The 25,366-nt window shown below is 44.2% G+C and carries 26 protein-coding genes and 1 other RNA gene; 17 read left to right on the top strand and 10 right to left on the bottom strand.

The genetic code is table 11. From position 1 onward, the window contains the following. Positions 1-81: 81 nt before the first annotated feature. The 4 genes from epd to mscS all read left to right on the top strand — a co-directional run bounded on the left by epd (position 82) and on the right by mscS (position 4,935). A complete protein-coding gene (gene epd, locus H5300_RS06240) occupies positions 82-1,131 on the top strand; it encodes an erythrose-4-phosphate dehydrogenase (RefSeq protein WP_032545991.1) in 1,050 nt (349 codons plus the stop codon). 166 nt (positions 1,132-1,297) lie between these two features. Beyond that, positions 1,298-2,461 (top strand): phosphoglycerate kinase, encoded by a 1,164-nt coding sequence (locus tag H5300_RS06235; protein WP_004735491.1) that lies wholly within the window; start codon positions 1,298-1,300, stop codon positions 2,459-2,461. A 155-nt stretch (positions 2,462-2,616) separates the two neighbouring features. Beyond that, positions 2,617-3,693, top strand: coding sequence for a class II fructose-bisphosphate aldolase (gene fbaA, locus H5300_RS06230; protein WP_004735492.1), 1,077 nt, complete (start codon positions 2,617-2,619; stop codon positions 3,691-3,693). 375 nt (positions 3,694-4,068) lie between these two features. After that, complete coding sequence (gene mscS, locus H5300_RS06225) at positions 4,069-4,935, top strand: small-conductance mechanosensitive channel MscS (protein WP_029222261.1); 867 nt, start codon at positions 4,069-4,071, stop codon at positions 4,933-4,935. A 110-nt stretch (positions 4,936-5,045) separates the two neighbouring features. Here mscS and H5300_RS06220 read toward each other — a convergent pair whose 3' ends face one another. Further along, positions 5,046-5,675 (bottom strand): LysE/ArgO family amino acid transporter, encoded by a 630-nt coding sequence (locus tag H5300_RS06220; protein WP_061022547.1) that lies wholly within the window; start codon positions 5,673-5,675, stop codon positions 5,046-5,048. 142 nt (positions 5,676-5,817) lie between these two features. Between H5300_RS06220 and H5300_RS06215 the strand changes: the two genes are divergently transcribed. Both H5300_RS06215 and H5300_RS06210 read left to right on the top strand, forming a co-directional pair. Then, positions 5,818-6,714, top strand: a complete 897-nt coding sequence (locus H5300_RS06215) for a LysR family transcriptional regulator ArgP (RefSeq protein WP_182795645.1) — start codon at positions 5,818-5,820, stop codon at positions 6,712-6,714. Positions 6,715-6,824: 110 nt separating this feature from the next. After that, positions 6,825-7,538 carry an oxidative stress defense protein gene (locus H5300_RS06210; RefSeq protein WP_004735362.1) on the top strand — a complete coding sequence of 238 codons (714 nt, stop codon included), beginning with the start codon at positions 6,825-6,827 and terminating at the stop codon, positions 7,536-7,538. A gap of 120 nt (positions 7,539-7,658) precedes the next feature. Here H5300_RS06210 and serA read toward each other — a convergent pair whose 3' ends face one another. From serA to zapA, 5 genes are all read right to left on the bottom strand, one after another. Continuing rightward, a complete protein-coding gene (serA, locus tag H5300_RS06205; RefSeq protein ID WP_017077788.1) occupies positions 7,659-8,888 on the bottom strand; it encodes a phosphoglycerate dehydrogenase in 1,230 nt (409 codons plus the stop codon). Positions 8,889-9,149: 261 nt separating this feature from the next. After that, the gene (gene rpiA / locus H5300_RS06200; protein WP_017077789.1) at positions 9,150-9,806 is read right to left on the bottom strand and encodes a ribose-5-phosphate isomerase RpiA; all 657 of its coding nucleotides are present in this window, start codon (positions 9,804-9,806) and stop codon (positions 9,150-9,152) included. Positions 9,807-9,927: 121 nt separating this feature from the next. Further along, positions 9,928-10,527 carry a 5-formyltetrahydrofolate cyclo-ligase gene (locus tag H5300_RS06195; protein WP_182795644.1) on the bottom strand — a complete coding sequence of 200 codons (600 nt, stop codon included), beginning with the start codon at positions 10,525-10,527 and terminating at the stop codon, positions 9,928-9,930. Between the two features lie 6 nt (positions 10,528-10,533). After that, positions 10,534-10,716, bottom strand: a non-coding RNA gene (gene ssrS / locus H5300_RS06190) — 6S RNA. 11 nt (positions 10,717-10,727) lie between these two features. Beyond that, positions 10,728-11,036, bottom strand: coding sequence for a cell division protein ZapA (zapA, locus tag H5300_RS06185; RefSeq protein WP_004735366.1), 309 nt, complete (start codon positions 11,034-11,036; stop codon positions 10,728-10,730). A 307-nt stretch (positions 11,037-11,343) separates the two neighbouring features. On the opposite strand from zapA, the gene H5300_RS06180 reads away from it, so the two are divergent. Genes H5300_RS06180 through H5300_RS06170 form a run of 3 tightly spaced genes read left to right on the top strand, consistent with a single transcriptional unit; the run spans position 11,344 to position 14,358 of the window. Then, positions 11,344-11,919, top strand: coding sequence for a YecA family protein (locus H5300_RS06180; protein WP_004735367.1), 576 nt, complete (start codon positions 11,344-11,346; stop codon positions 11,917-11,919). A 24-nt stretch (positions 11,920-11,943) separates the two neighbouring features. Continuing rightward, positions 11,944-13,122: a 2-octaprenyl-6-methoxyphenyl hydroxylase gene (gene ubiH, locus H5300_RS06175; protein ID WP_102441585.1), complete on the top strand. Its 1,179-nt coding sequence runs from the start codon at positions 11,944-11,946 to the stop codon at positions 13,120-13,122. 12 nt (positions 13,123-13,134) lie between these two features. Then, the gene (locus H5300_RS06170) at positions 13,135-14,358 is read left to right on the top strand and encodes an FAD-dependent 2-octaprenylphenol hydroxylase (RefSeq protein ID WP_182795643.1); all 1,224 of its coding nucleotides are present in this window, start codon (positions 13,135-13,137) and stop codon (positions 14,356-14,358) included. Between the two features lie 155 nt (positions 14,359-14,513). Here the strand turns inward: H5300_RS06170 and H5300_RS06165 are convergent, their stop codons facing one another. From H5300_RS06165 to ygfZ, 3 genes are all read right to left on the bottom strand, one after another. Next, the gene (locus H5300_RS06165; protein WP_004735370.1) at positions 14,514-14,720 is read right to left on the bottom strand and encodes a DUF1107 domain-containing protein; all 207 of its coding nucleotides are present in this window, start codon (positions 14,718-14,720) and stop codon (positions 14,514-14,516) included. 561 nt (positions 14,721-15,281) lie between these two features. Next, positions 15,282-15,743 (bottom strand): aminoacyl-tRNA deacylase, encoded by a 462-nt coding sequence (locus H5300_RS06160; protein WP_017092869.1) that lies wholly within the window; start codon positions 15,741-15,743, stop codon positions 15,282-15,284. A 4-nt stretch (positions 15,744-15,747) separates the two neighbouring features. Beyond that, positions 15,748-16,719, bottom strand: coding sequence for a tRNA-modifying protein YgfZ (gene ygfZ, locus H5300_RS06155; RefSeq protein WP_182795642.1), 972 nt, complete (start codon positions 16,717-16,719; stop codon positions 15,748-15,750). 167 nt (positions 16,720-16,886) lie between these two features. Between ygfZ and H5300_RS06150 the strand changes: the two genes are divergently transcribed. Together H5300_RS06150 and H5300_RS28320 are read left to right on the top strand one after the other, a co-directional pair. Then, complete coding sequence (locus tag H5300_RS06150; protein WP_004735374.1) at positions 16,887-17,147, top strand: succinate dehydrogenase assembly factor 2; 261 nt, start codon at positions 16,887-16,889, stop codon at positions 17,145-17,147. Continuing rightward, entirely contained in the window at positions 17,095-17,535 is a 441-nt protein-coding gene (locus tag H5300_RS28320) for a protein YgfX (RefSeq protein ID WP_308822281.1), read from the top strand. Before H5300_RS06150 ends, H5300_RS28320 begins: the two co-directional genes overlap by 53 nt. A 73-nt stretch (positions 17,536-17,608) precedes the next feature. On the opposite strand, the gene nadB is transcribed toward H5300_RS28320, so the two are convergent. Further along, positions 17,609-19,225 (bottom strand): L-aspartate oxidase, encoded by a 1,617-nt coding sequence (gene nadB / locus H5300_RS06145; protein ID WP_017084322.1) that lies wholly within the window; start codon positions 19,223-19,225, stop codon positions 17,609-17,611. A 389-nt stretch (positions 19,226-19,614) separates the two neighbouring features. Here nadB and rpoE point away from each other — a divergent pair, with 389 nt between their 5' ends. The 6 genes from rpoE to lepB all read left to right on the top strand — a co-directional run bounded on the left by rpoE (position 19,615) and on the right by lepB (position 25,342). Continuing rightward, complete coding sequence (gene rpoE, locus H5300_RS06140) at positions 19,615-20,193, top strand: RNA polymerase sigma factor RpoE (RefSeq protein ID WP_004735377.1); 579 nt, start codon at positions 19,615-19,617, stop codon at positions 20,191-20,193. Positions 20,194-20,219: 26 nt separating this feature from the next. Continuing rightward, entirely contained in the window at positions 20,220-20,843 is a 624-nt protein-coding gene (locus H5300_RS06135; RefSeq protein ID WP_004735378.1) for a sigma-E factor negative regulatory protein, read from the top strand. Continuing rightward, the gene (gene rseB / locus H5300_RS06130; protein WP_004735379.1) at positions 20,840-21,802 is read left to right on the top strand and encodes a sigma-E factor regulatory protein RseB; all 963 of its coding nucleotides are present in this window, start codon (positions 20,840-20,842) and stop codon (positions 21,800-21,802) included. The genes H5300_RS06135 and rseB overlap by 4 nt, the downstream gene beginning before the upstream one ends. Then, positions 21,799-22,269 carry a SoxR reducing system RseC family protein gene (locus H5300_RS06125; protein WP_054541880.1) on the top strand — a complete coding sequence of 157 codons (471 nt, stop codon included), beginning with the start codon at positions 21,799-21,801 and terminating at the stop codon, positions 22,267-22,269. Before rseB ends, H5300_RS06125 begins: the two co-directional genes overlap by 4 nt. 137 nt (positions 22,270-22,406) lie before the next feature. Further along, positions 22,407-24,200: a translation elongation factor 4 gene (gene lepA, locus H5300_RS06120; RefSeq protein ID WP_017084320.1), complete on the top strand. Its 1,794-nt coding sequence runs from the start codon at positions 22,407-22,409 to the stop codon at positions 24,198-24,200. A 245-nt stretch (positions 24,201-24,445) separates the two neighbouring features. Continuing rightward, entirely contained in the window at positions 24,446-25,342 is an 897-nt protein-coding gene (gene lepB / locus H5300_RS06115) for a signal peptidase I (RefSeq protein ID WP_004735382.1), read from the top strand. The last annotated feature ends 24 nt before the right edge of the window (positions 25,343-25,366 follow it).

The following is a 25,366-nucleotide window of genomic DNA, read 5'->3' as shown; positions in this document are numbered from 1 at the left end:
GCTGAGTTATTCAAGTAATGCCTTTTAGGTAGGATTCAGTTATCATCTGTTGCACGAAATTTTGGTTAGATGTACGGAACTATGCTAAAAGTCGCGATAAATGGATTTGGACGAATAGGGCGCAATGTATTGCGCGCTGTCTATGAAAGTGGCAAAAGCCAACAAATCAAAGTAGTAGCGGTCAATGAGCTTGCTCAGCCTGACGCTATGGCTCACCTATTGCAGTACGACACCAGTCACGGCCGCTTCGGCAAGAAAATCTCTAACGATCAAGAGCACATCTATGTTCATCATGGCATTGGTGCTGAAGATAAAGGAGAGTTTGATACCATTCGTATCTTACACTTGGCTGATATTGAACTGCTGCCTTGGCGTGACCTTGAAGTCGATATTGTTCTCGATTGTACCGGTGTTTACGGTTGCCGAGATGACGGCTTAGCACACATCGCTGCTGGAGCGAAAAAGGTGCTGTTCTCGCATCCTGGTGCTAATGACCTTGATAACACCATTATCTATGGTGTGAATCACGAGACTATCGAAGCCGATCATCGAATCGTTTCCAATGGTTCATGTACCACCAACTGTATTGTCCCTATCATTAAGGTGCTTGATGATGCCTTTGGTATTGAGTCTGGTACTATCACGACCATTCACTCTTCAATGAATGATCAGCAAGTTATTGATGCATACCATAGCGATTTGCGTCGTACTCGAGCTGCAAGCCAATCTATCATTCCTGTCGATACCAAACTGCATAAAGGTATTGAAAGAATCTTCCCGAAATTTTCTAACAAATTTGAAGCTATATCTGTGCGTGTGCCGACGGTAAACGTCACTGCGATGGATTTAAGTGTCACAATTAATGCAAATGTGAAAGTTAATGACGTAAATCAAACCATTGTTAATGCATCCCAGTGTACATTACACAATATAGTTGACTATACTGAAGCGCCGCTCGTTTCCATCGACTTTAATCACGATCCCCATAGCGCAATTGTTGATGGTTCACAAACTCGAGTGAGCAACGGCCACTTAGTAAAAATGCTTGTGTGGTGTGACAATGAATGGGGCTTTGCGAACCGGATGCTGGATACGGTTCTTGCGATGCAAGCTTCTGAAGGCAAGAAGTAAGACCTAGAAGCAAATGTGTGGATTATTTATTTTTTAGCTTGAAATAAATACTAAGTGTCCACATATTATGAGTAGTTAAAGAATTACCAGTTGAATAATTTATAGGCTTAGCAGGGTTGCTGAGTTTCCAAAACTTTATTTTTATTTAAATTTGAGAGGACAAATCATGTCTGTGATCAAGATGACTGACCTGGAACTTGCAGGTAAACGCGTATTCATCCGTGCTGACCTAAACGTACCAGTAAAAGACGGTAAAGTAACTTCAGATGCACGTATCCTTGCATCTCTACCAACTATCAAACTTTGCCTAGAAGCTGGCGCAAAAGTTATGGTTACTTCTCACCTTGGTCGTCCTACTGAAGGCGAATACAACGAAGAGTTCTCTCTAGCTCCTGTAGTTAACTACCTAAACGACGCACTAGACTGCGACGTTAAACTAGCGAAAGATTACGTAAATGGTCTTGAGCTAAACGCTGGTGAACTAACTGTTCTTGAAAACGTTCGCTTTAACAAAGGCGAGAAGAAGAACGAAGAAGCACTTTCTAAGCAGTACGCTGCACTATGTGACATCTTCGTGATGGACGCATTCGGTACAGCTCACCGTGCTCAAGCTTCTACACACGGCGTTGGTACTTACGCTCCTGTAGCATGTGCTGGTCCTCTTCTAGCTGCTGAGCTTGAAGCTCTTGGTAAAGCAATGGACAACCCAGCTCGCCCACTAGTGGCTATCGTTGGTGGTTCTAAAGTTTCTACTAAACTAACCGTTCTAGAATCTCTTTCTAAAATCGCTGACCAACTTGTTGTTGGTGGTGGTATCGCGAACACGTTCATTGCTGCTGAAGGCCACAACGTAGGTAAGTCTCTATACGAAGCTGACCTAGTTGAAACTGCTAAGAAGCTAATGAAAGAGTGTGCTATCCCAGTAGCGACTGACGTTGCATGTGCTAAAGCATTCGACGAAAACGCAGAAGCTGAAATTAAGCACGTTTCTGAAGTTCAAGACGACGACATGATCTTCGACCTTGGCCCAGATTCAACTGCAGCTCTAGCTGAAATCATCGGCAACGCAAAAACGATTCTTTGGAACGGCCCTGTAGGCGTATTCGAGTTCAAAAACTTCGAAGCGGGTACTGCGGGTATTTCTAAAGCAATCGCTGACTCTGAAGGTTTCTCAGTAGCAGGCGGTGGTGACACACTAGCGGCTATCGACAAGTTCGGTATCAAAGCAGATGTTTCTTACATCTCTACTGGCGGCGGCGCTTTCCTTGAGTTTGTTGAAGGTAAAGTACTTCCTGCAGTAGCCATGCTTGAAGAGCGTGCTAAAGCGTAATTGATTTAGAAAGGCGAGATGTGAATCTCGCCTTTTAACGTTTGCTGCATATCACACTTTTTTGCTAGAATGGCATAAGTTGTGAGCAAACGATTGCAAATTTTTAAACTTAAGTTTTTTAATCTTAAAACGATAGAATAAATAGGACTATTTCCATGTCTAAGATCTTCGATTTTGTAAAACCTGGTGTAATTTCTGGCGATGACGTACAGAAAGTATTTGAAGTAGCAAAAGCAAACAAATTTGCTCTTCCTGCTGTAAACGTAATCAACACTGATACTATCAACGCTGTTCTTGAAGCTGCTGCTAAAGCAAAAGCGCCAGTTGTTGTTCAGTTCTCTAACGGTGGTGCAGGTTTCTTCGCTGGTAAAGGCGTTAAACTTGAAGGTCAAGGCGCACAAATTCTTGGCGCTGTAGCTGGTGCAAAATACGTTCACGCAGTAGCAGAATCTTACGGTGTTCCAGTTATTCTTCATACTGACCACGCTGCTAAGAAACTTCTTCCATGGATCGACGGTCTACTAGACGCTGGTGAAGAGTTCTTCGCACAAACTGGTAAGCCACTATTCTCTTCTCACATGCTAGACCTTTCTGAAGAGTCTCTAGAAGAGAACATCGAAACATGTGCAGCTTACTTAGCTCGCATGGCTAAACTAAACATGACAATCGAGATTGAACTTGGTTGTACTGGTGGTGAAGAAGACGGCGTTGATAACTCTGATATGGACGCATCTGAGCTTTACACTTCTCCTGAAGATGTTGCATACGCATACGAGAAACTAAACGCGGTTAGCCCACGTTTCACTATCGCAGCTTCTTTCGGTAACGTACACGGTGTTTACCAAGCTGGTAACGTTGTACTTACTCCAACTATCCTGCGTGACTCTCAAGCATACTGTGCTGAGAAGTTTGGCATTGCAGCTGACGCTCTTAACTTCGTATTCCACGGTGGTTCTGGTTCTTCTGAAGCAGAAATCCAAGAGTCTATCGGTTACGGCGTTATCAAAATGAACATCGATACTGATACTCAGTGGGCTTCATGGGATGGCGTTCGTACTTACGAAGCTGAGAACCGTGATTTCCTACAAGGTCAAATCGGTAACCCAACTGGCGAAGCTGCTCCAAACAAGAAGTTCTACGATCCACGCGTATGGCTACGTGCTGGTCAGTCTTCAATGGTTACTCGTCTTGAGAAAGCATTCGCTGACCTTAACGCTGTAGACGTACTATAATTCTTTGAATTAAGTACTCTTTAAGTTTTAAAAGCCCGCTCATTGAGCGGGCTTTTTTATGTCTGATAAAAACTTGTACTAAATATGTGAAAAACCTAGCGTGCGGTGAATAAATTTCGTAGTCTTTTAGTTATCGGTATTTGTGTTTATTAGTAAGTTTTATTAATTCAAAAGCTTACATAAATATGACTTTGCAATCTGTCAAAGATAGGATATCGTGCCGAAAAATTGGACTTGGTTCAGTTTATAAAAAGGACTTAGCTTTAATTTACTTTTAACACAATGACTTAACAGGCTTTGAACTGTTTCTTATTGTTAAGTGATTTTGGCTTAAGACAGTTTAGCTCATAGCATATTATATAGAGGATGCACATTATGGCTGATAGTTCGACAGCGCTTGAGACTCCAATTGTGGATGGTTTGTCTCACGCAGAGCAGTGGTTAACAAATAACTCAGATCTGTTTATTCAATACGGTGTAAACATTATCTCAGCACTGATAATTCTATTTATTGGTAATCTTATTGTTAAAGCAGTAGCGAATAGTGTGTCTAAGGTTCTTCAGAAGAAGAAAATGGACCGAGCAGTTGTGGAATTCGTCCATGGTTTAGTTCGTTACTTGTTATTTGTTATTGTTTTAATTGCTGCACTTGGTCGTTTAGGCGTTCAAACTGCATCTGTAGTCGCTGTTATTGGTGCGGCTGGTTTGGCTGTTGGTCTGGCTCTACAAGGCTCACTATCTAACTTTGCAGCTGGTGTACTTATCGTTGCATTCCGTCCATTCAAGTCTGGTGACTACGTGGAGATTGGTGGTGTAGCAGGTTCAGTTGATTCAATTCAGATCTTCCAAACCGTTCTAACAACACCAGATAACAAAATGGTTGTAGTACCTAACGGTAGTGTTATCGGTAGCCCAATTACTAACTACTCTCGTCATGATACGCGCCGTATTGATCTAATGATTGGTGTTTCTTACAACGCCGATCTTCAAAAGACAAAAGCGCTACTGACTAAGATCTGTGAATCTGATGAGCGTGTACTGAAAGAGCCTGGCGTTCAAGTTGGTGTTCACACACTAGCGGATTCTTCAGTTAACTTTGTCGTTCGTCCATGGGTTAGCACTGCAGAGTACTGGAATGTTTACTTCGACCTGATGCAAGCAATCAAAGAAGGCTTGGATAATGAAGGTATCGAAATCCCATTTCCGCAAATGGATGTACACATGAATAAAGTAGAAGCTTAATTCCTAGTTAGTTTTTCTAGCTATAAGCTTTTATAAGGAAAGGCGGATAACTTAGGTTATCCGCCTTTTTTTGATGAGTTAAGTTTGTGGGGGGCGCAATATGAACGGATTTAGCCGTACTGCTCAATGAGTCCATTGGCGAGTACAAGTGCAATAGCGAACATCATGGTTGCTACCGCGATATCGATGCCTTTCTTTACTTTGGGTTTCGATAACGTTGGGCCTAGCTTTGCAGCGCCTAATGACAAAGAGTAAAACCACACGAATGAAGCTAAGATAGTCCCCATAGCAAAAGCTATTCTATCGTTGCCTTCAAACTGCCCGCCTATGGATCCAAGAATCACTACAGTATCTAAATAAAGATGTGGGTTTAATACGGTTACTGCCAATGCACCTAAAACAACGGTGCGCTTGCCACGAGCCAATATCTCTCTCTTTGATTCATCACTGGTGCGCGTTCTGAACGCACTGCGCAGTGACAATAAACCATAAACGGTTAGGAATGCGATACCACCCAGTGTCACTGAGGTGAGCAGTAATTCATTTTGCGACAGGATCGCTCCGCCACCAAAGATACCCAATGAGATGAACAAGGTATCGAGTAGGCTACAAATCGTCGCTGTGGTTAGGTGGTGATTGCGTTTAATCCCTTGATTTAAGACGTACGCATTCTGAGCGCCAATAGGGATGATCATGCTCGCCCCTAGACCAAAACCTTGTAATAAAACCCAAAAATTCATTTTAACCTCCACTTATTTAACGATATTTACGTGCTATATGGCGAAGATACTCTGACCCTTTAAATAAGTATAATTAATGATTTTAATCTATTATTAGAGTTGCTAATGTGAGCGGTAATCAGGTCAAAAAGGAAGCAAGTTGATGCGTGGATTGGATTATAAATGGATAGAAGCACTGGATGCTGTGGTGAAACAACGCAGTTTTGAAAGGGCAGCCGAGCAGTTATATATTTCCCAGTCTGCGGTGTCTCAACGCATCAAACAACTGGAAAAATGGTTAGCTCAACCCGCGCTTGTGAGAGAAAGCCCACCAAGGCCAACACCAGCAGGAAAAAAACTGTTGGGTTTGTATCGTCGTGTTCGCTTGTTAGAGCACGAGCTTGTCCCAGAGTTGATGAACGAAGAGGGAACTCAGCCTCTTTCTCTGTCTATTGCGACCAATGCTGATAGCTTGGCGACATGGTTACTTCCTGCGTTATCTGATGTGATGAATTCACGTCAAGTTGAGTTGAACCTCGCGATTCATGGTGAATCAAGAACCATTGAGAAGATTAAAAGTGGTGAGGTTGCTGGGGCAATCAGCCTCGAACCTCAACCTATTCTGGGTTGCAGTGCGGACTATCTTGGAAGAATGGATTATGTGTGTGTGGCGAACCCTAGCTTCCATCAACGTTACTTCTCTGATGGAGTGAACTATTCAACACTAACCAAAGCCCCAGCGGTTTCGTACGACCAATACGATGATCTGCATAAGAAGTTTTTGCATGATCATTTTAACGTCCCGAGAGATAGTGTGATCAATCATACTGTCGGCAGTTCAGAAGCATTTGTACGCTTGGCATTGTCGGGCGTTGCTTACTGCTTGATTCCTCGATTGCAGATTATCGAGGAGCTAGAGTCTGGTGCTTTGATTGATATTACGCCCGGCTTTTTGTTGTCTTACCGAATCTATTGGCACCATTGGCAATTAGAGAGCGGGGTATTAAAAGAGATCTCTCAAGCGATATTAAATTATGCCCACAACCACTTACCTCAGTAAGCTGTTGGTTTTTGCAGCGTCAAAGTTGTGTTAGAAGTCCTGTCGCGGGATTGGTTATGTGACAAATTGCTCTATGATAAAAGAACATTTGTTCAGCATAGGTCTACCTAATGAAGTTTGTACCAAAGATGTTAGCAACGTCTCTTACTCTTACTGCAGCATTGAGTGCTGTGAGTTTTCCATCATTGGCTGACTCGCCATCTTTTCCGCATATTTCAACGACAGGCTATGGTGAAGTGATCGCGACACCAGACATGGCGACATTTTCAGTTAGAGTCGTGGAATCGACGATGACTGCTGAGCAGGCTAAAAACACAGTTGATAAAGTGGTGACTGGCTTTCTAAATAAGCTACATCAAGCGGGTGTTGATGAGGCGAATGTACACAGCTCTAACCTGTATTTATCTCCTCAATATCATTACCCGAAAAATGGTAAACCTGAACTGGTTGGTTACCGTGCGTCACGTAATGTGACCGTTCAAGTGAATGAGCTAGCCAACTTAAATGACTACATGGATATTGCCATTGGGCAGGGTATTAACCAGATCGATAATATCCAACTTCAGGTTCGTGACCAAGCTAAGTATCAGGAGCAAGCGCGCTTGGAGGCCATTAAAGATGCGACATCAAAAGCTAAATCATTGGCGAGTGGTTTTGAGCGCGAGTTAGGTGATGTATGGCGCGTAGATTACAACGCACAATCTTCTCAGCCTGTATTGATGCGTTCAATGGCGATGGATGCGAGAACCGAGTCGAATTCTTATGAAGATTCGACGATCACCATTCGTGATCGAGTGAATGTGATCTACCAACTAGAAGAGTAGTGAACATACCTCAGGGAGGGATTAGATCATCATGATCTATTTACCTACAGTAGGCCAAATACTAAAAAGGCTCTCATTACGAGAGCCTTTTCTATTTTTACTTATGATCTAATTCGATGATTAGTGAAGTAGACGAGCACGAATTGTGCCTTCGATCTCTTTCAGTTTAAGCAGAGCTTCTTCTGAACGATTCGCTTCCACGTCGATAACCACATAACCCATATCTGCTGCAGTTTGTAAGTACTGACCTGCGATGTTAATCCCTTCCTCTGCGAAGATGGTGTTAATTTGAGTTAGGATACCCGGACGGTTTTCGTGAATGTGCAGCAGGCGAGAAGCACCTGTATGCAGTGGTAATGATACTTCAGGGAAGTTAACACTTGATAGCGTTGAGCCATTATCAGAGTATTTTGCAAGCTTACCTGCTACTTCAACACCGATGTTCTCTTGTGCTTCTTGAGTTGAACCACCCACGTGAGGCGTTAGGATCACGTTATCGAACTGCATCAATGGTGACTCAAATGGGTCAGCATTGGTTTTTGGTTCCGTTGGGAATACATCGATTGCTGCACCTGAAAGGTGACCTGAATCTAGGGCGCCGCACAGAGCTGGGATATCTACTACCGTGCCACGTGCTGCATTGATAAAGATAGAACCAGGCTTCATGCGCTCGAACTCTTCTTTACCCATCATGTTCTTCGTTTCATTGGTTTCAGGTACGTGCAAAGAGATCACGTCACACTTGTTCAGCAAGTCAGTCATAGTATGAACTTGAGTTGCGTTACCCAAAGACAGCTTGTTTTCGATATCGTAAAAGTAAACACGCATACCAAGGTTTTCAGCAATAATACCTAGCTGAGTACCAATGTGACCGTAGCCAATAATACCTAAACGCTTACCACGAGCCTCGTAAGAGTTGTCAGCACTCTTTTTCCAGATACCACGGTGAGCAAGAGCATTCTTCTCTGGGATACCGCGTAGTAGCAATAGAACTTGACCAAGAACCAACTCAGCAACGCTTCGAGTATTTGAGAACGGTGCATTGAAAACAGGGATACCGCGTTTTGCTGCCGCTTGAAGGTTAACTTGGTTAGTACCAATACAGAAACAACCGACTGCAACTAGCTTTTCAGCTGCATCAATAACTTCTTGGGAGATGTTGGTGCGAGAACGGATACCAATGAAATGAGCATCTTTCACTGCTTCAAGAAGTTCATCTTCAGGTAGTGAGCCTTTATGGTACTCAATGTTTGTGTAACCAGCGGCTTGCAGTACTTCTACAGAAGAAGGGTGAAGACCCTCTAGAAGTAGAATTTTAATTTTTTCTTTTTCCAGTGAAACTTTGGCCATTGTTCTCGTCCTTAAAATGGAAAGGTTGGGCAAATGCGGCGCACGTGCTACAAAACGGCTAAAAGAGGAACTTATTCACCATTTTGTCAGGAGACAAACGTTTTCCCTGTGCGTCTTCTGAACAATAAAGTAACAAAAAAAAAATGTTTTGGGTAAGAAAATTACGGAATAAGACATAATTTTACAGCCGAAAAGCAAAAAAAACGGCGCCCTTGGGCACCGTATGTAATGAAGTAACAGAAAAACTCAATCTTCTATTATTTATTCTTCAATTTTTGCACCTTCAGGTGTGCCTGTGATAACCACATCAGCACCACGGTGAGCAAATAGACCAACCGTAACCACACCAGCGATACCGTTGATGATATCTTCTAATTGTTTCGGGTTTTCGATCGCCATGCCGTATACATCTAGGATCATGTTGCCATTATCGGTTGTGCAACCTTCGCGGTAAACTGGGTCACCACCAAGCTTTACTAGTTCACGTGCAACATATGAACGTGCCATTGGGATAACTTCAACAGGCAGTGGGAATTTACCCAACACATCAACGGCTTTAGTACCGTCAACAATGCAAATAAACTTATCAGAGATAGCCGCTACGATTTTTTCACGAGTCAAAGCTGCACCGCCGCCTTTGATCATGTCGCGTGAACCGTTGATCTCATCTGCGCCATCAACATAGATGTCTAACTTGAATACGTCATTACACTCAAATACTTTGATTTCTAGCGCTTCTAGTTTTTCAGTAGAGGCTACAGAGCTTGAAACCGCACCTTTGATTTTTTCTTTCATTGTGCCTAGTGCGTCGATGAAGTGATTTACTGTAGAGCCAGTACCTACACCTACAATGCTGCCTTCTTCAACATATTGAAGTGCTGCCCAGCCAGCTGCTTTTTTCATTTCATCTTGAGTCATGCCATTCTCCTGAATAAGGTCTTGCGCTTTGAATTAATCGTTCGCGTATTGAAATTAACGTTTGGGTATTGGGTTAACGTTTGGATATCGAGGTTAACGTTTGCGGCGCGATTATAGCGCTTTAATGGCTGTTTTCCCATTGCCAAGTCTTACTCGGAGTCACGATTTTAGGTAACGGAATGTCCCATTCTTCAATTGGCAGTGTATCGACATGCTGGCAATCATGAGCCAAACCAATTGGCGTTGCGCCTTCACCAGTCTCAAACCATCGAGCCAAGGTACGATCGTAATATCCGCCGCCCATGCCTAAGCGATGCCCTTGAGAGTCAAAGCCCACCAATGGTGTGAGAATAAGATCGAGTTGTTGGCATGGTTTGACGAGCAATTGATTGAGCTGAGGTTCAACAATGCCGTACTTATTCAAAACAGTGGGTGTGGTTGGAGAGTAATGTAGAAACAGCAGATGTCCGGCAGAGAAGGGGTGTAATACTGGTAAATAAGTTTGCTTACCCTGCGCCCATAACCATTCAATTAAAGGCTGGGTATCGAGTTCGCCATCAATAGAAATATAGAGGACAATATGTTGAGCAGACTGAATCTCATCAAGCTGAGAACACTGCTTAACTAAGTCTATACCGGATTGAGTTTGTTGGTCGCCAGATAAGGCATTGCGTTTGATACGGATCTGTTTGCGAAATTCGCTGCGTGTGAGCGTCTTCATAAGAAGGGATACCCCAAAGTGCCGTTGAGAATAGATGGCCCTTGAACCAGCGAGTTCAAGGCGGATCAGCAATGATTACCGTAGGCTTCTCGGCGGACCGAGCATGCTCAATAGCACTCAAGTACTAACCCTTAGGGATTGCTTATCGGCTCGGGGACGTGAATCCTCTGACAAACACTCCAGGGTAAATTTTGTGTACGCTATTGCTGTCCGTGCTTAACTTTACTGAGGACATCTGAAAGTGATGTCGTGAGCTGTTCCATTCGCTCGGTCAGTGCGTTTTGTTCATCATTTGCTTCAAACTTCTTGGTTTGTAATTCATAGCAAATGTTCAGAGCTGCGATCGTTAGCAGCTTCACTTCATTGGTTACCTTAGTACGTTCAGCCATCTCTTTCAATCGATTATCAAGATCGGCCGCCGCTGCAATCAATGACTCTTCTTGCCCTGGGGGACAATTCACTCGAGTCAGTTTTCCTAATATTTCAACGTCTACCGCTTGATTACTCATGATGGATGAACTCTTTAACGCACTATTTAAGGCTGTTGCCCTTTATCATATTTTTACAAAGAAAAAGTGCAAGTACCGATGAGGAAGCAATCTCCTCTGAGGGAGAAACTATAGGTAAACCGCTATTAAGATTCAAGCTTTTCAGAGTGACTGTTTGTAAATGAGAGCTTGAGCACACAGTAATTCAGAAAATTGAACAATTGGTAGTCAGTCATCCTTCAATTGCTCAGGATCGATGCTTATCAGAATTGGGGTGAAGTGGTACGATTATACTATCGATATAAAGAATAACTGAGCGAGCTATCTGATGAGCGAAACTACTTTACCTGACTACCTAACGGTTGCGACTGAACTTCAATCGGCAAGCCTAGCCGTAAACCCTGCTGAGATGCATGGTTTATTAACAGGTATGTTGAGCGGAGGCTTAAACCTGGCAGATAAAAGCTGGCAACCACTGATCTTTGATTACACCAATGAAGGTATGGGCTGGCCAGATCGCGCATTAACGCTAGCGGAAGCGACATTAAAAGTAACGACCAGCGAAATCACAGGTTCAGGCATGGAGCTGTCTATGTTGTTGCCGGACGAAGACGCAAGCGCAAGCCTGTTTGATCTTGCGGACGGTGTGTCTGATTGGATTAACCACTTTATTTCTGGTTTAGGCTTGGTTGGCGCTCAATTGAATAAAGCGTCTGACGGTACCAAAGAAGCTTTGGCTGATCTTGAAGAGATGGCCAAGCTAGGCATTGACGAAGACGATGATATGGAAGAGCAAGCACAGCTTCTAGAGCACGTTATTGAACACGTAAAAGCGTGTGCACTAACGATTCATGCTGAATTCGGTGCTCGCCCATCTGAAGATGCGGCTCCAACCATTCATTAATCCGCTTGTCGGTTTGAGGTTATAATGGCTCAGTATGATGTTGTAATTGCTGGTGGCGCAATGGCAGGGGCGACCTTAGCTCTTGCTCTGAATCACCTTAGTCAAGGTTCACTGTCGATCGCGGTAGTAGAGCCTTATCAGGTTGATCATCAAGCTCACCCTGGTTTTGATTCTCGTTCGATCGCTTTGTCTTATGGCACGGTACAGATCCTTGATTCTTTGCATTTGTGGCAATCTATCGCACCGGTAGCAACCCCGATTAAAGATATTCATGTATCGGATAGAGGGCATGCCGGGATGACGGACATTTACAGTGAAGAGCTTGCTGTTGATGCGCTTGGCTACGTGGTGGAGTTGGCGGATGTGGGTCGAATCTATCAGCAGAAGCTTGAGTCCGAAGCTGCAATTACGATGCTTTGCCCTGAGTCTGTTAGTAAAGTCGAACGTAAAGAGTTGCAAACGACGATTGAACTGACAAATGGGCAAACAGTAACAACTAAGTTATTGGTTGCTGCCGATGGCGCTATCTCAACCTGTTGCCAACAACTCAATATCTCATTGAGTGAGCATGACTTTGAACAAGTTGCTGTGATTGCCAATATCGTGGCGAGCGAACCTCATCAAGGTCGAGCATTTGAGCGTTTTACTCATCATGGGCCAGTCGCTTTATTACCGATGAGTGACAACCGTTTGTCGCTAGTTTGGTGTTTGTCACCGGAGCAAGCGCAAAAAGTGATGACCCTAAACGACAACGAATTTCTTGAGCAGTTGCAGAATGACTTTGGTTGGCGACTTGGCCGACTCGAGAAGGTAGGCAAGCGTGCCAGTTACCCACTGATTCTTCGTCATCGTCAGCAAAATATCTCTCATCGATTTGCGATTATTGGTAATGCCGCTCAAACGCTTCACCCAATTGCAGGACAAGGTTTTAATCTTGGCATCCGTGATGTGGCTTCCTTGGCGGAAGAGTTGTGTACCCAACTCGATGATGTTGGGCGTTACACTGGTCTTGTTAACTTTAGAAAGCGTAGAGAACAAGATAGAGACACGACGATTACGCTGACATCAAGCCTAGTCCATTTATTCTCAAACGATTTTTTGACCGCTCGCATTGGGCGTAATCTTGGGTTAGCCGTAATTGATAACCTTCCACCACTTAAAGGTCCACTTTTGCGTCATACGCTTGGCCTAGTAGAAAGATAAGGTAGAAAAATAATGATGCAAAGTGTTGATATCGCGATTGTTGGTGGAGGCATGGTTGGCCTAGCGCTTGCTGCTGCGTTGAAAGACAGTGACCTAAGAATTGCCGTCATTGAAGGCAGGGCACCCAGTGAAGGGCTTAGCGAATTGCCTGATGTGCGTGTGTCGGCATTGAGCCGCTCTAGTGAAGTGATTCTTCGTAACCTAGGCGCATGGCAAGGCATTGAACAAAGACGTGCTGCACCTTACCAAGCGATGGAGGTGTGGGAACAAGATAGCTTTGCTCGTATTGAGTTTGACTCGACACGTTTGGCTCAGCCGAATCTCGGTCATATTGTTGAGAACCGTGTGATTCAACTCGCACTGCTTGATCAGGTGAAGAAGCAAGATAATGTCAGCCTGTACATGCCCGCGACGTGCAAAACGATGGCGATTGGTGAAAGCGAAGCATGGCTAACGCTAGATAATGGCCAAGCACTGACCGCTAAGTTGGTTGTTGGAGCGGACGGCGCAAACTCTTGGGTTCGCAAACAACAAGATATCCCATTAACACATTGGGATTACGGACACAGCGCGATTGTCGCGAATATCAAGACCACAGAGCAACACCACAGTGTTGCTCGTCAGATATTCACACCACAAGGGCCATTGGCATTCCTACCAATGCAGCCAAGCCACATGAGTTCGATAGTTTGGTCTACGGAGCCTAATCGTGCCGAGAAGCTTGTATCCATGTCGGATGCTGATTTTAATAAGCAGCTAACGGCAGAGTTCGACTCAAAACTTGGTTTATGTGAAGTGGTTGGTGAGCGTTTTGCCTTCCCATTACGTATGCGCTATGCACGTGACTTTGCTGTAGAGCGTGTCGTTTTGGTTGGTGATGCTGCTCATACGATTCATCCGTTAGCAGGGCAAGGCGTGAACCTTGGCCTATTAGACGCAGCAAGCTTAGCGCAAGAGCTGTTAACGCTTTGGGCTGCTGGCGAGGACATTGGTACTAAACGTAACCTTCGTGGCTATGAACGCTGGAGAAAAGCTGAGGCGGCGAAGATGATTGCGTCAATGCAGGGCTTTAAAGATCTGTTTGAAGGCGATAACCCAGCCAAGAAGCTGATTCGTGGTATCGGTATGAAGCTCGCGGGTCAATTACCGGGTGCGAAAGATGAAATCATGAAGCGAGCACTGGGTTTGTCAGGCAATCTTCCTGATCTAGCCAAGCGTCCAGTTACGCACCAATAATCGTGAATCAACAATCGCAAATTAATAGTCGCGCACGGGTGAGGCGTTGTTGATGGTCAGCAGCTGGAGCTGATTGCCATTGACTCAATCTGAACACGAAAAAAGGGTTGGCATTATGCCAACCCTTTTTGTTTTTAATTCTGTAGAGAATCAGGTCATGCGTATGCGCAGCGCAGTTTCATGATTTCACTATTTATTTCTTTTACCGTTTGAAAGTGACGCCTTTCTGCTCGGTCTGGCAGCACGAGTTTACCGTTATCAAACTCAAATTTTCCTACGCCGTAAATGTAGATTCGTCCTTTGAAAAGTCGACTTACATGTTTAGCAATCATACTCGGTGTATAGCGCTTAAACAGTCTCATTTTAATTATCCTTATATTTACCTAGCCTGCATATTATAGAAAAACTCCGAGATAATAATTGTGATAAGCATGGAGTAATATGCAGTAGAGTTGACGTGAATTAGATATTTGTGCTGTTCTAAGCACTTTCTTCAGTAAATATCTATTTTTACGTGAGCTCCTCCCCAAAATAATACTGAGTAGTGAACTGCTGTGAACTTTCCTGTCCGGTATTAAGCAGTGATAATGTTACAAGTATAAGAATAGGCGGGATTTTTTTGTTTGTGTAATCAAATTGTAAATTTTTGACAAAAAAAAGCCCGTCTAAAACGGGCGAATAGTCACAGATGCATTACACAAAAGTGGATACTGATGTTACTCAGTGGATTCACTTGTACTGATTTGCTTAAAAGCTAGTCAGTAAATTCACAATAACGTAAATTTTCCTTTGTGACTACTTATGCTTTTATTTTGAGTAACTATTTATTATTGGCGTGTTCTTCTTATGACGAACTTCACACTAAAAATGTATTCAATGAAAAGTTGTACTGAAGTTTGCGAACGATGACGCGATCGAAAAGATCATCGACTGATGTCAGTAACGATTGGTGCGCAAAGGGCCATAAGATCATTGGGATCCAGCGCAACACCAGCCATTCGATCACCCGAGCTAATAGTAACCGTCGAGTTTTTTTGAATTGAAGGATCAAAAATGATCGGCATGTATCTCTTTAGAGCAAGAGGGCCAACACATCCAGCCTTAAAGCCTGTGATCGTTTCAACATCAGCGAGTGATACACAGGTCATTCGACGGCAATTCAGTACCGAGCGTACTTTCTTGGGGTCGACAGAGCGATCACCAGCAGTACAGGCCAACGCATATTGGTTGCCCATATCCTTGAGCAGGATACACTTCACCATTTGAGAGGCGTTGATGCCTCGCTCTTGAGCTGTTTCTTCGATGCTGGTGGTTGGTTTACTTTGCATCAGCAGGCGATAGTTCACCTGCTGTTGATCCAGCCATTGTGTAATCAGTGTTTCCACGTGGTTACTCGTCGTTAAGGCTGTAAGGCAGTGGCAGGATATTCCATGTTTGATCAGGCTGCGCGGTTAGTCGAAGCTGAACATCGTCATCAAGGTTGTTTGGCAGTACCATCAAACCAATCGCTTGGTTATTAGCAAATTGATAGACGTTTAATAGTCGGCCTGCACCACGCCAGTTCTCACCCACGCTACGTTCAAGTTCAATCGTATTCTCTAGAGACAGCACATCTGAAGTTGTTCCAGAAACAATGCGCATCTCACGCTTGTTCATGCCACGGTACTTGGCACGAGCAACCGTTTCTTGACCTGTGTAGCAGCCCTTTGAAAAGCTGATACCGCCAATCGCTTGTAGGTTAAGAGCTTGAGGGATGTGTTGGTTTTGTTCTGCTTTTGATAGGTTAGGCTGAGCATCAAGAATTTCATGATACTGCCAAAGCGCTTCCGATACTTTTTCAGCTGAGCTGCCTGATACCAAGGCTTCGGCTGCTTCTTCTGTCACAAGTAGAGCCCAACGGTTGTCGGAGACTTGAACAGCGGTGCCACCAGAGATAACGCGCACTTTACCTTGACCCTCTGCAATCGAATCAACGTATTGGTTCGCTGAAGTGCCCATGATTCCGATAACAACGTCAGACGTCTGCTCGATATCAATTTTAGAGAACACGGCGTATTTCTTGATTTCAACTAACTCGACTTCAATTGCCGATTTAGGCTGCATAAGTGCGTAGCCACAATTGTGGTGGAACAAACGAAAGATACTCCAAACCTTTCCCTTCGCATCACAATGCGCGCCTAATGTAGATTCATCATTAGGAAGAGTGACGACATCGCACGTTACTTGACCTTGTAGGTACGACTTTTTGTCATCGCCTATCATGGTGATTGCGCTCCAATCTGACACGTGTGTGATCATCAGTTCTGGAAGCGATTCATTTTGCGTATGAGCGAGCGGCTGAAATGTGTTTTTCCAATCCATTTTATCTTTCCTAAGAATTTTATTTGGCTCTATGTTAATCCGGTTCTGTTTCTTTGTCAGCCTAGTTTTTTTTGTGAGCTTAGATAGGGACTGTGACTCACATAGTAGTTGCAGAGCGTATGACTTGTTACACTCCGAGAAAGAAAAATTATAGGTGAGGATAGCCAATGTACACTGCAGAGCAGAAAGCACGAATTAAATGGGGTTGCCGTCGTGGCATGTTAGAACTTGATGTAGTCATCATGCCATTTTTTGAAGAGTGTTTTGATTCATTGCAAGAGCAGGAACAGCGCGAGTTTGTTTCTCTACTTGAGTGTGATGACCCAGATTTGTTTACTTGGGTTATGGGACATGGGCGCAGTGAAAATCTAGGCCATGCTTCAATGGTTGATAAAATTGTTGCGCATAACCTCAGCAAGGTTCGTTAAGCTTCAGCTTAAACCTTCATATTCCGCATTATTTGCAAAAGGCACTGTTTCTGGGTGCCTTTTGTTTTTCATCGTCTTTTCTTCTATCCCGCTCGTTGTTGCCCTCTATTGTTTAGCTTTAATGTTCAGTTTGTTTAAAGCCAATCATCTAATCTTGAATACAGCACATGGATGCTTTGATTATAAAGAAGATGGCGAGATTCGACTCAATGACCAATCCTACACACTTAAGTCCGTTGATAAGATCTGGGCACAGTTTTTCGTCAAACTAAAATTCGAATGTGGGCATTCGGTTATGCTTTGGCGTGATAGTTGTCGTGAGCGTGAATATCGCCACTTTCTGGCGAACTTACAACGATCGCGCGAGGCAAATGAGAACGCGAGATAAAAGAAAAAGGAGCACTAGGCTCCTTTTCGTTTGATTGCGTTTAGTTGATTAGCTAATCGCTTTCAAATAATGATTACGACTGGTTTCTCTCTGGCGTAAGAATCGTTGGGCCACTGTCTTTTGCAAGTTCTGGGTAATCCAACGTGTAGTGTAAGCCACGGCTCTCTTTACGTTGCATCGCACAGCGAACCATTAGCTCAGCTACTTGTAGCAAGTTACGCAGTTCTAATAGGTTGTTCGAAACCTTAAAGTAGCTGTAGTACTCATGAGTTTCTTGCTGCAGCATCTGAATACGGCGCATTGCACGTTCTAGACGTTTATCCGTTCGAACAATACCCATGTAATCCCACATGAACAGTCTTAGCTCGTGCCAGTTGTGCTGAATGATCACTTCTTCATCACTGTTGGTGACTTGGCTTTCGTCCCATGCAGGCAGTTCAGCGCACAGTTGAGATTGGTCGATATTTTCAACGATATCTTTTGCTGCTGCCCAAGCATAAACAACACATTCAAGCAGTGAGTTTGACGCCATGCGGTTCGCACCGTGTAAACCGGTGTAACTCACTTCACCAATCGCATATAAGTTAGTTAAGTCGGTTTGACCTTGCTTATTCACCATCACACCACCGCAGGTATAGTGCGCAGCAGGTACGATCGGGATAGGCTCTTTGGTCATATCAATCCCTAAATCCATCAAACGAGTATGGATCATTGGGAAATGCGTTGTGATGAACTCTTCAGGCTTGTGGCTGATATCAACATACATGCAGTCAGCACCTAGGCGCTTCATTTCGAAGTCAATCGCACGAGCAACCACATCACGCGGAGCCAGTTCACCACGCTCGTCGAAGTCCTTCATGAAGCGAGAACCGTCTGGACGACGCAGGTAGGCACCTTCACCACGTAGTGCTTCCGTCAGTAGGAAGTTACGCGCTTCTGGGTGGAACAAGCAAGTCGGGTGGAACTGGTTAAACTCAAGGTTGGCTACACGGCAACCCGCACGCCAAGCAATAGCAATACCATCACCTGAAGAGACATCTGGATTAGAGGTGTATTGGTAAACCTTGGAAGCGCCGCCTGTTGCTAACACAACAAATTTAGCGCGCACGGTTTCAACGTGTTCTTGGTTACGGTTCCAAATGTAGGCACCGATAACTTTGTCTTTCGAACCACCAACCTTATCTTCTGTGATCAAATCTAGCGCATTGTGGCGCTCAAAGATCTCGATGTTTGGGTGATTGTTGACGTTATCTTGCAGTGAGGTTTGCATTGCCATGCCAGTTGCATCGGCAGCGTGCAGAATTCGGCGGTGACTGTGGCCACCCTCACGAGTGAGGTGATATTTTGGTTGGCCTTCCGTGCTGTTCTCATCTTTATCAAATGGAACACCACCATCAATCAGCCATTGCACACACTCTTTAGCATTTTCAGCAATGAATTGAACTGTATCTTCTTCGCATAACCCAGCCCCAGCAATTTGAGTATCTTCTACATGAGACTCAATACTGTCCGACTCATCGAACACCGCGGCGATACCACCTTGTGCGTAATACGTCGATCCTTCGCTGCGTGGTCCTTTGCTTAATACAATTACTTTTGCATGTTCTGCTACACGTAAGGCTAATGACAAGCCTGCCGCACCACTTCCTACCACTAATACATCACACTGATGTTCACGGTTTGCGTTCATAAAACTTATTAAATCCCGGGCTATAGTCGAGTTGTCCACTCTCAATTGACGTTGTCTTGTTTTAGGAGTTTGGCTAAGACTGTTATAATCTCTCCAGAGTCATCCTAAAACGCTACACAAAATCAATGTATAGACAGCTATCTAGAAATATTTAATTGCTCAATACCATTGCTTTTGCTCAAGTTTCCCCAAATTGATAGGGATAGCTATTTTTATTACATCACATTGTGAAACAATAATGGCAAATAATTTTAAGAAAGTTGGAACTTTCGGTATTTGGCTTAGTCACAATAGTGCTCTTGTAGACGGTGGTGTCAATACTACATTTCGCATAATTAGTACCCATATCTGTGAAGGTAAGGGTTATAACAATAGGAGTACCCGCTCGAATGAACGAGCAGCTAACCGATCAAGTGTTGATTGAGCGAGTTCAGAGTGGAGATAAGCAGGCTTTTAACTTACTAGTGGTTAAGTACCAAAATAAAGTTTGTAATCTTATCTCTCGATACGTGAATAATTCCGGTGATGTACCTGATGTAGCACAAGAAGCTTTTATTAAAGCTTACCGCGCGATACCTAACTTTCGTGGCGAGAGTGCCTTCTATACATGGTTGTACCGAATTGCCGTGAACACCGCTAAAAATCATATCGTTGCCCAGAGCCGTAGGCCGCCAGCAACAGATGTAGATGCAGAAGATGCAGAATATTACGAAACAGGCAGCGCGTTAAAAGAAATATCGAACCCTGAGAACTTAACGCTGTCAAACGAATTGAAACAAGTTGTTTTTGGAGCGATTGAAGCGCTACCAGAAGACTTAAAAACTGCAATGACGTTGCGTGAGCTCGAAGGTTTGAGCTACGAAGAGATTGCAGAAGTAATGGATTGCCCTGTAGGAACCGTACGTTCGCGTATTTTCCGAGCTCGTGAAGCGGTGGAAAAGAAAATTAAGCCTCTTTTGCAACGCTAGAACTTGTAATAATTATGGTGAAAATAATGGCTGATAAAGAAAAGCTTTCGGCACTCATGGATGGTGAAACGATCGATAAAGCTCTCATTGTAGATCTCGAATCTGATCAAGAAAGCATGGATACCTGGCAGAGTTACCATCTAATTGGTGATGTTATGCGTGGGGATGCGCCAGAAACTCCAGAGTGGAACATTGCTAACAGTGTTGCGGCAGCGCTTGATAATGAGCCTGCACATAGTGCAATGCCGAACCTGCACCAAGTGCATGTTGAACCAACTGTTGCTCCAATTGAAGAGCAGCCTAAACCTCAACAAGCGAAGCGTCAGCTTCCGGCATGGTTACAACAGTTTGGACAAGTTGCCGTGGCAGCGTGTGTCTCACTAGTCGTTGTACTAGGTGTTCAACAATATGGTGGCAGCGACCCTGCTGCGCCAGAGCAGTTGCCTGTACTCCAGACGATTCCATTTGCGGGTTCTGCGGAACCAGTAAGCTTAACGCGTGACTCTGTTGAGAAGCCAGCATCTGAAGCTAACTTGCAAGAGCAGCGCAAACGCGTTCATGCAATGCTAGAAGATTATGAGCTGCAGCTAAGATTAAACAGTGATGCATCGCCAATGCAAGATGCACATCTAGAATCGGACATTGAATGAAGAAAATCCTGGTCAGTGCACTGACACTGTTCAGCTTGATGTCTCCAACAGCCTTTGCAGAGGAACCCACTGCAAAGGCGTTGTTACATCAAATGAACGAGGCCAGTCAGCATCTAAATTACGAACTCTCCTACATTTTGATCAAGAAGAGCAGTATTGAACCTCTTGTTTATCGCCATGCGGTTAACGACGACCAACAACTTGCACACCTTGTTTACTTGAGCGGGCCTATCCGTGAAGTTATTCGACGTGGTGATGAAGTCAGTTATATTGAACCGGGCACAGAACCGTTTACCATTCAGTCTGGCAGTATGGTTGCCCCTGTTATTCCGATGATTAATCGAGATATTGACGCGCTCAACGACTATTACGATTTCGTTAAAGTTGGTCGTGCTCGTGAAGCTGGAAGTACTACGCAAGTATTGCGCGTGGTGCCGAAAGATGGCCTTCGTTACTCTTACGTCGTTTGGGTAGATGAAAAAACGAGCCTTCCTTTGCGTGCCGATCTGTTGGATCGTGATGGCGAAGTGCTTGAACAGTACCGCACTATCTCTTACGTGGTGAACGATAAGATTGCTGAGGCAATGGGGGGCTTGAATAGCGCTCAACTGCCGAAAGTATTATCACTGCCGGAAGGCCTAGTGAGTGAAACTAATTGGCAAGCCTCTTGGATACCTGAAGGGTTTAAGTCAAAAGAGCTTAGTCGTTATCCAATGGCTGCGACCGATAAAATGGTTGAAAGCCAACTTTTCAGTGATGGGTTGTTTAGCTTTTCAGTTTATATCGCCGATAAAGACGAACATTCATTGAAGGGGCAGTTGGTACGACAAGGGCGCAGAACGTTACACAGCTTAGTGATTGGTGACAAAGAGATCTCTGTGGTGGGTGATATTCCGCCAGCAACCGCCAAACGTATTGCCCAATCAGTTACGTTCAATAAACCGGTACCAGCGCAATGATGACGGCGCTGGCAACCGTTAGCTCGGTTGAACAAAACGGTCAACAATACTTTGTTCAACTGAGCTGCGAACAACAAACCAGTTGCAGCAGCTGCTCATCTCAAAAAAGCTGCGGAACGGGTATTGTTACCAAGGCCGTTGGCAATAAATCCTTGTTTTGGCAGCTTAAAACCAAAAGTTTAGTTAAAGCCGGACAAATCGTAGAAATTGGCTTTCCAGAAAAAAGCTTACTGCAGTCTGCGGCGATTGTTTACCTCATTCCACTTTTCATGTTGATGATTGGTGCTGGTTTTGGACAACTCTTATTGCAACCCTTACTCCAAGGGGGCGAGGGCATTGTTATCTTAAGTGCTGCGCTGTTTACTGCTGGTGGTATTGCTTTAGCGAAGCGGTTAGCCAAACCTATGGAAGACAAATCCAAGCAAGAAGTCGTCTTGATTCGAATCCTAGGCGAGCCTCTCGTCTAATTTATGATGCTTCTTGCCCTTAAATTGGGTAGAATCTGCCAACTTGATTGAAATGCCGCCACCAATGCTGACTGTAGATTGGACGCGTCGCGGCTTTCTTATTATCCCTATTCAAAGAGTTTAGTCACACCAAGCCTATGAAGCACATTCGTAATTTTTCGATTATCGCCCACATCGACCACGGTAAGTCGACCCTTTCTGACCGCTTAATCCAAGTTTGTGGAGGGTTAAGTGAACGTGAGATGGCAGCTCAAGTCCTCGATTCTATGGATATAGAACGCGAGCGTGGTATTACAATTAAAGCGCAGAGTGTGACTTTAGATTACAAAGCGAAAGATGGTGAAACTTACCAACTTAACTTTATCGACACTCCAGGACACGTAGATTTCTCTTACGAAGTATCTCGTTCTCTAGCCGCTTGTGAAGGCGCGCTATTGGTTGTGGATGCTGGTCAAGGTGTTGAAGCACAAACTCTAGCAAACTGTTACACCGCGATCGAAATGGAACTGGAAGTAGTGCCAATCTTGAACAAGATTGACTTACCTGCTGCTGAACCTGAGCGTGTTGCTGAAGAAATCGAAGAGATCGTTGGTATCGATGCGATGGAAGCGACTCGTTGTTCTGCAAAAACCGGTATCGGTGTTGATGACGTTCTTGAAAACATCGTAACAGCTATCCCACCACCAGAAGGTGATCCAGACGCGCCACTACAAGCGTTGATCATTGACTCTTGGTTCGATAACTACTTAGGCGTTGTTTCTTTGGTTCGTATCAAGAACGGTAAGCTGAAGAAGAACGACAAGATTAAAGTAATGTCGACAGACCAAGTTTGGGGTGTTGACCGTCTAGGTATCTTCACACCTAAGCAAATCGACACAACAGAGCTAAATACTGGCGAAGTTGGTTGGGTTGTTTGTGGTATTAAAGACATCCTTGGCGCACCTGTTGGTGATACGTTGACGCTTGCAAAAGGCGGCAGCACAGAACGTCTACCTGGTTTCCAAAAAGTGAAGCCTCAGGTATATGCAGGTCTATTCCCAGTATCGTCTGATGACTACGAAAACTTCCGTGACGCACTAGGCAAATTAAGCCTGAACGATGCATCACTGTTCTACGAACCAGAAAGTTCAGCAGCACTTGGCTTTGGTTTCCGTTGTGGCTTCTTAGGAATGCTTCACATGGAGATCATTCAAGAGCGTTTAGAGCGTGAATACGACCTAGACCTAATCACAACGGCACCAACCGTAGTGTACGAAGTTGTAAAAACGGATGGCAGCATTCTTTACGTTGATAGCCCGGCTAAACTGCCTGCAACTAATGATGTAGAAGAGATTCGTGAGCCTATCGCTCGTTGTAATATCCTTGTACCGTCAGACTACCTAGGTAACGTAATTACCTTATGTGTAGAAAAACGTGGTGTTCAAGTTGATATGGTTTATCACGGTAAGCAAGTTGCTGTGACGTACGACTTGCCAATGGCTGAAGTGGTTCTAGATTTCTTCGACCGTTTGAAATCAACATCTCGTGGCTATGCGTCACTGGATTACAACTTCCAACGTTTTGAAATGTCGAACATGGTTCGTGTAGACGTATTGCTTAATGGCGAAACGGTTGATGCACTAGCAATCATTACGCACAAAGACATTGCACAGTCTCGCGGTCGTCTACTGGTTGAGAAGATGAAAGAATTCATCCCTCGTCAAATGTTTGATATCGCGATTCAAGCAGCGATTGGTAACCACATCATTGCTCGTTCTACAGTGAAACAACTGCGTAAGAACGTAATCGCAAAATGTTACGGTGGTGATATCAGTCGTAAGAAGAAACTTCTTAAGAAACAAAAAGAAGGTAAGAAGCGTATGAAGCAGATCGGTAACGTTGAACTGCCTCAAGAAGCATTCTTAGCGATTCTTCATGTTGGTAAAGACTAGGTATCAATCGCACTAACTATCTGCTGAACATTACTGGTTAAAATCGTTTATTTCTTTGTTGCAAAGATTGCAATTAGGCCCACTAGTCACTGCACTTTGCGCCTCGAACTAAACGATTTTTCCTGCGTAATCTCCCCAGCATTTAGTCAGCATGATTGATACAGATTAGAAATATTAAGCAGAGTGAAAGGGTTATACTCTTTCACTTTCGTTATTTTTAAAGAAATGAAATTTAAGGGATATCAATGGCTAATACATTTTCGCTTATTTTAGTGATCGTAACTCTAGTGACCGGCATTGTATGGGCGTTGGAAAAGTTTGTGTGGGCGAAGAAACGCCAACAAAAACTGGCTGACGTTGAAGCACAATCGAATGGCCTAGACGCTGCAACCAGCGCAAAAGTTACGGCTCAGCCTTGGTGGGTTGAGAACAGTGTGTCCATTTTCCCTGTAATTGCATTTGTTTTGGTTTTGCGTTCATTTATTTATGAACCGTTTCAAATCCCATCTGGTTCGATGATGCCAACACTATTGGTTGGTGATTTCATCTTAGTAGAGAAGTACGCATACGGTCTAAAAGACCCGGTATGGCGCACTCAACTGGTCGAAACGGGCAAACCAGAACGTGGTGATTCAATCGTATTCAAATACCCACCTCAGCCGAATATCGACTACATTAAGCGTGTTGTTGGTATGCCGGGTGATACCATTCGCTACAGCAGCAATAAAGAAGTCTGCATTCAAGCGAAGGGTGGCAGTAGCTGTAAACCAGTGAAGTTAAGTCACGTTGAAGAAAGCCAATTTATTCAAGATGGTGTGCCTCTGATTCAGCTGAATGAACAGCTGGGTGATGTGGAGCACCAAATTTTAGTTAACCCATTACGTCGTGATCGTGTGCAAGCATATCAACCTCGCAATGGTGTTAACGAGTGGATCGTTCCAGAAGGCCAATACTTTGTTATGGGTGATAACCGTGACAACAGTGCTGACAGCCGTTACTGGGGCTTTGTCCCTGAAGCAAACCTTGTTGGTAAGGCCGTTGCTATTTGGATCAGCTTCGAATTCGAACGCGGTTCAGACAGTGTACTTCCAACATGGATTCCTACTGGTGTGCGTTTTAATCGCATCGGTGGGATTCACTAATCGATCACATAACACATCGAGAGA

Source organism: Vibrio sp. SG41-7, from assembly GCF_014164465.1.
GTDB lineage: Bacteria > Pseudomonadota > Gammaproteobacteria > Enterobacterales > Vibrionaceae > Vibrio > Vibrio splendidus.
This window is presented reverse-complemented; position numbering and strand designations above follow the sequence as displayed.